The sequence below is a fragment of the Microcystis sp. M49636_WE2 genome (genome assembly GCF_030065375.1).
GTDB lineage: Bacteria > Cyanobacteriota > Cyanobacteriia > Cyanobacteriales > Microcystaceae > Microcystis > Microcystis aeruginosa_C.
Genome location: NZ_JASJFG010001044.1, coordinates 1 through 3590 on the forward strand (window position 1 = coordinate 1; position 3590 = coordinate 3590).

Annotated in this window: 4 protein-coding genes; 3 read left to right on the forward strand and 1 reads right to left on the reverse strand. The window is 44.0% G+C overall.

Features of this window, described 5'->3' with window-relative positions; genetic code table 11:
* Window positions 1–291: 291 nt before the first annotated feature.
* Complete coding sequence (locus tag PX484_RS24030) at window positions 292–1665, forward strand: IctB family putative bicarbonate transporter (RefSeq protein WP_287765578.1); 1374 nt, start codon at window positions 292–294, stop codon at window positions 1663–1665.
* Window position 1666: 1 nt separating this feature from the next.
* On the opposite strand, the gene PX484_RS24035 is transcribed toward PX484_RS24030, so the two are convergent.
* Complete coding sequence (locus PX484_RS24035) at window positions 1667–2590, reverse strand: AAA family ATPase (RefSeq protein ID WP_287703769.1); 924 nt, start codon at window positions 2588–2590, stop codon at window positions 1667–1669.
* Window positions 2591–2844: 254 nt separating this feature from the next.
* On the opposite strand from PX484_RS24035, the gene PX484_RS24040 reads away from it, so the two are divergent.
* Entirely contained in the window at window positions 2845–3363 is a 519-nt protein-coding gene (locus tag PX484_RS24040) for a hypothetical protein (RefSeq protein ID WP_287765580.1), read from the forward strand.
* A gap of 6 nt (window positions 3364–3369) precedes the next feature.
* Window positions 3370–3590 (forward strand): hypothetical protein (locus PX484_RS24045; protein ID WP_288105947.1); only part of this gene is annotated, 221 nt, incomplete at its 3' end.

Here is a 3590-nt window from a genome sequence, read left to right on the forward strand (position 1 = left end):
AGGACAGAAGGGGAATTAGAAAAGGCTTTATCGATTGCCCAGGGTAACATCGATCGCCTATCATTTATTGAAGTACATCTCGATCGTTTTGACTGTTCCCAAGGCTTAACTCGTTTAGGTCAAGCTTTACGTTCACCCCATACTTAGACTGGTTATGCTATCCGGTTTTGACTGTGTGAAGCTGCCCTAAGACACCAGACTGAAACTCTTTTCGCTCCCAAGAGTCAACAATTAAGATACAATCGGTATCTTAATCAAAGTTTGCCGGTGACAACCGCAACTAAAAACCATATGAATGCTTTTTGGAAACAAATCACCCTACTGAACTTTTCCCCCGCTTCTTGGTCAAAATATAGCTATCTGCATCGTTTCGTCGGCCTTTTTAGTCAATGGCGACAGGGTAGCCGGTTTGTGGAGTGGACAGAACTGATGGGTGCGCTGTTAATCTCTCTCCTTATCGCCACTGCGCCGTTTTTCTCCACCAGTCAAATTGGTTTTTTATTGTTAGCAATAGCGGGTTATTGGCTACTCTTAACCCTTGTGGATGAAGGCAAAATCGGGGTGACACCGATTCACATTTTGGTACTTTTATACTGGGGAATTGCCACGGTTTCTACGGCTTTTTCTCCCGTTAAAACCGCAGCTTTGGAAGGATTAATTAAATTAACTCTCAATCTAATCTTTTTTGCTTTTACCGCCCGAATCATGCGATCACCACGCCAGACAAATTGGATTCTGACTACTTTAGTTTTAACCGCCTTAGCAGTCAGTGTTTACGGCATTCGCCAGCAAATTTTTGGTGCGGAACAGTTAGCAACGTGGAACGATCCCACTTCAGAATTAGCGGGAGATACTAGGGTTTATAGTTATCTCGGTAATCCTAATTTATTAGCTAGTTATTTATTACCCGGTATTGCTTTTAGCGGTGCTGCATTATTTGTGTGGCAGGGATGGCTACCGAAAATTTTAGCGGCTTTATTAACTTTAGCCAATGCCGCTTGTTTATTTTTTACCGAGAGTCGTGGCGGTTGGATTGGTTTGATGGTCTTAGGAATTGTCTTCTTATTGCTATTATTTTATTGGTTCAAAAGTTATCTACCGTTATTTTGGCAAACATGGCTTTTACCCTTAGTTTTAGGGGGTTTAGCCGTGGTGGTTTTAGGGGCGATTTTATTGGTGGAGCCGCTGCGAATTCGGGTGATGAGTATTTTTGCTGGCCGGGAAGATAGTAGTAATAACTTTCGGATTAATGTTTGGGATGCAGTTATCCGCATGATTCAAACTTATCCGCTTTTGGGCATCGGACCGGGTAATGATGCTTTTAAGAAAATTTACCCACTATTCATGAAGCCAAAATACACGGCTTTAAGTGCCTATTCTGTGCTATTAGAAATCATGGTAGAAACGGGAATTATTGGTTTTACCTGTTTCCTCTGGTTATTAGTCACAACTATCGGCCAAGGCATCCATCAAATTAAACTTTTACGCGATAAAATGGATAGTCAAGGCTTTTGGTTAATCGGGGCAATTGCCGCTATGGCCGGAATTCTTGCCCACGGTTTTTTTGATACAGTTTGGTATCGTCCCCAAGTTAGCACCCTATGGTGGTTAGTTTTGGGTTTAATTGCTAGTCGTTGTTATTCCCCCGCTAGGGATTTAAAGTAGTTCAGGCACAGATGCGATCCTCGATCGCCACCGATTGCAGAAGTCTTTCCACGATAACTTTAGCTTGACGACCGTGACTAGGAATCAGACGATGGCAGAAGACGTAGGGAGTAATCAGCTTAACATCATCGGGGATAGCATAATCGCGACCTTCGAGGAAAGCGTAAGCTTGAACTGCTTTTTGCAAAACCACACAACCCCGGGGACTGACTCCTAAACTAATATCTTCATGATCACGGGTAGCGCGGACTAAATCGACGATATATTGCTGTAAAGCAGGAGCTACCTTGACCAGACTGACTAATCTTTGCAATTCTCCCACCTGTTCTAAGGAAATACAAGCTTCTAGGGATTTAACCGTCTCTTGAGAATGCTGTCTTTGTAACATTTTTAATTCTTCTGCTGCGCTGGGATAACCCAAACTCAGGCAAACGGCAAAACGGTCCATTTGTGCTTCTGGAAGCGGAAAAGTGCCTTGATATTCGATCGGGTTTTGGGTGGCGATAACAAAGAAAGGTTGGGGGACCGGCCGCGCTTCTCCATCGACGGTAACTTGTTTTTCTTCCATGACTTCTAGAAGTGCCGATTGGGTGCGCGGTGTGGCCCGGTTGATTTCATCGGCCAAGAGGACGTTAGCAAAAGCGGGGCCGGGGATAAATTCAAATTCGCGACTGTTGGGGTTCCAAATCGTGGTTCCCGTGATATCACTAGGGAGGAGGTCAGGGGTGCATTGTACCCGTTGGAAACGACCGTTAATTGAACGCGCTAAGGATTTGGCTAACAGGGTTTTGCCGACTCCGGGGACATCTTCCAGGAGAGCGTGACCACCACTGAGCAAAGCCACCAGCACAATGCGAATCGATTCGGTTTGGCCGACGATGCTCTGGCTCAAATTTTCCATCAAAATATCAATAGCGTCTCTCATAGCACAAATGGGGTATTCTGTCAAGAAGATTAATGTTAAGTTTTCTTGATCTTAACGATTCTTTTCCTAATTTGCCCACACTAACGGGAAAAGTTGACAGACAATGGCGGTAATTTTTCTGCTAGGGAGCTAATCGGGGTTAGGGTGGCGAGCATAGAGAAAATTAGTTAAGAATTGTTGCCAGTGGGCGAAATCAAGATTTTAAGTCGGTTCAGTACGGTAAAATCGAGAAGAATTTCTCTTAATCAGTGAAGATGAAAGCTAGTTCGCTCGTTTTTAGTCTTGTTTTAGGAATCGCTGCCAGTACATTAACCAATAGTTTACCCGAAAATTTGACTTTCAATTCTCGGAAAATATTGGCTCAAGATCAGGCTCCTTCCTGTCCCCTTCCTCCAGATCTTGCCATCACTTTTCGCAATAGTGAATGTCAGGCAGTTACCCTAGAAAAACCCCAGACTTTTTTCCGTTATTATAGTGACGAAAATAGCAAAAAAGGTCGTTTTCTGACCACGGATGAATATGCCACCAATGTGGAGGCGATCAGAAATTTAGCCCTCGATCAAAAGTGGAATCCTCCCAATCAAGCGACTAAAGTAGTATCGGTGACTTTACCTGCGGGAACAACGGTTTATCAAGGAATTGTCGCCCCCCAGAATCCACCTTATTGTTATCACGGTGGTGGTCAGCAAACTTTTATTAAAGACTCGCGAGATGCCAATATACAATGGGGAGAGGGGCGAGGACTAACGCTTACATCTCTTTGGTGTCGCTAGAATATTATGGAAACGAACATGAGGGAATTAGTTCAATCAATTGACCAAGCTATTACCGTGGCCGAACAGATGCGGGAAACAAAAATATCGACTCGGATTGAGGGTTTAATTTCTGTCCTGAAAACCATCAAAAGTCAGGCTTTAGCTGGTCAATTACCACCGTCTCAAGGCATTGTTACCCTAGGATTAGCGCGAGAAGTAGCTGATTGGATCGATTCCCTCGATTC

What these genes read in the sequence shown, in the direction of transcription:
- PX484_RS24030 (WP_287765578.1), top strand. Translation starts at nt 292, where the DNA reads ATGAATGCTTTTTGGAAACAAATCACCCTACTGAACTTTTCCCCCGCT.
- PX484_RS24035 (WP_287703769.1), bottom strand. Translation starts at nt 2,590, where the DNA reads ATGAGAGACGCTATTGATATTTTGATGGAAAATTTGAGCCAGAGCATC.
- PX484_RS24040 (WP_287765580.1), top strand. Translation starts at nt 2,845, where the DNA reads ATGAAAGCTAGTTCGCTCGTTTTTAGTCTTGTTTTAGGAATCGCTGCC.